Origin of the sequence: Prevotella sp. P2-180, from assembly GCF_002251435.1 — a bacterium.
Lineage (GTDB): Bacteria > Bacteroidota > Bacteroidia > Bacteroidales > Bacteroidaceae > Prevotella.
Genome location: NZ_NPJI01000032.1, coordinates 1 through 1,738 on the forward strand (window position 1 = coordinate 1; position 1,738 = coordinate 1,738).

Consider the following 1,738-nt stretch of genomic DNA (forward strand, 5'->3'; position numbering starts at 1 on the left):
ACCTAGGCTGTCAAGTTTGTTACAGATGATGTACTAAAATCCAACAGCCATTGACATAGTCCTAGCTCTACTGAAACATGGATTTGCAAGGAGTGTCTCCCTTCTCCATTTTGTTATGTCATTGAGTCTGGTAGAAGCCATATTGTCATGCACGTCAAGTCCTTTACATGAACTCAGATTTGCTACTCTCAGATGTGCAGGTACGAGCAATACAAGTGTAGTGAATCCGTTGTTTGGATTAGATGAAAGGCGGCTTTTGGCGTATCCGAAGACAGACTCGATGATGTCAGAGCATATGTTGTGCACGTCATCGTCTGACTCAAGGAGAGATTCCTCCTGTTTGAAGTAGTCCAGCAGCATCTGCCCAAGATTTCTGAGCCGCTCTTCCTGTTGCATGAAGGTGGCATGGATGTAGCGTTTGCACTCGTTGGATGTCTTGCGCGAAAGCCCCTTCTCCTTGATGAGTTCTTCCATGTGGCGGTACCAGTCCATGACATTCTTCATCTCCTCAATAAAGCAGGCCTGCTTCTGGAGGAATCCAAAGGCAGACTTGCCAAGTGGAGGTAGCTTGAAGAAGTTGTGAAGCATGCTGTATGCCCAGTCAATGCGGTCGAAGATATTCATGAATCTGGCATAGGCTCTGCGCTTTGGCGGCATGAGGCATCCGATGGCGGTATGCGAGTACTTGCGCGCAAATCCCAGTTTCTGATTGAATTCGCTCAGCTCCTCCGTATTGGCATAGGTCCTTTCCAGAAACACTCCAAAGGAGTGGCTTATGTCGCGATGGTGCCTGAACTCCATCTCACGGCATGCCCTGCCTATGGTCTTGGCGTTGTCGCTCACGATGTATTCGGGAGCATTCTCTGAAGTAGCCCTCCGTAGTTGTTCCTTAATCATTTCGACATTCCATCCCTTGTCCACCTTCATGCGCACCAGCCAGACATCGTTGTGCGTCAGCGGGTGACCAGGATGGGTTGCCGGAGCCTCAAGCTCCAGGTGCAGTTCCTGTCCGTTCATGTTCACGCTGTTATCTATGATAAGTGCACGGTTCTTCTCTTGCAGAGTGCCTGTAGCCTGGCTCAGCGACAATCCGTACTTCAGTACCCAGTCGAATATGGTCTGATGCGAGGGAGCCTTGCCCGCTATGCCGTCAAAGAGCATGTTGAACACACCGATGACGCTGATGATCTTCCTCGGACTGAGACCGCAATGGCAGAACAAGAGTATGGCTAGTCGAATAGAGAGCTCATCGAAGTGATACCGGGGAATAGCTCTTCGAGCTTCTCCTTCTGCAGTTCGGACAACCCGAGAGGTTTCATGCTCCTGAGCATCTTCTCTTTTTTTTTAGCACTGAGAGGCTTTGCCTTTTCATCCGCTTTCGCGGAAGCAGCAGGCTTAGGGTCCTTGCGTCGCCTGAGTTTTCTTATCTCCGCTTTGTCAGCATCATGCTTCGTCTTAAGCGCCTCATTCTTGGCTTCAAGCTTGGCATTCTTTTCCTGTTCACGTTTCAAGGCCTCTTTCAGAGCCTTAACTTCATCGGTATTTTCTGACTTTTTCATAACTTAATCATGCTTGTAATTTGCTGTAAAGTTACTAAAAATCAGTGAATTATACAAGTTTTTAATGTTAAAAACACGTCACCAAACTGTTAAAAATAAACACGTTAAATTAACACTCTTATCGATAAAAACTATAGTGAAAATGGTACAGGAAAATTCAACAAACTTGACAGCCTAGG

General features: G+C 47.1%; 2 protein-coding genes. Both read right to left on the reverse strand.

What is annotated here, in order from left to right:
* Positions 1 to 33: 33 nt before the first annotated feature.
* Positions 34 to 1,221 (reverse strand): hypothetical protein, encoded by a 1,188-nt coding sequence (locus CIK98_RS05045; protein WP_094383194.1) that lies wholly within the window; start codon positions 1,219 to 1,221, stop codon positions 34 to 36.
* A gap of 8 nt (positions 1,222 to 1,229) precedes the next feature.
* Positions 1,230 to 1,559 (reverse strand): hypothetical protein, encoded by a 330-nt coding sequence (locus CIK98_RS05050; protein ID WP_094383195.1) that lies wholly within the window; start codon positions 1,557 to 1,559, stop codon positions 1,230 to 1,232.
* Positions 1,560 to 1,738 lie beyond the last annotated feature (179 nt).

Coding starts and splice junctions, on each gene's coding strand:
- CIK98_RS05050 (WP_094383195.1), bottom strand. CDS start 1,559: ATGAAAAAGTCAGAAAATACCGATGAAGTTAAGGCTCTGAAAGAGGCC.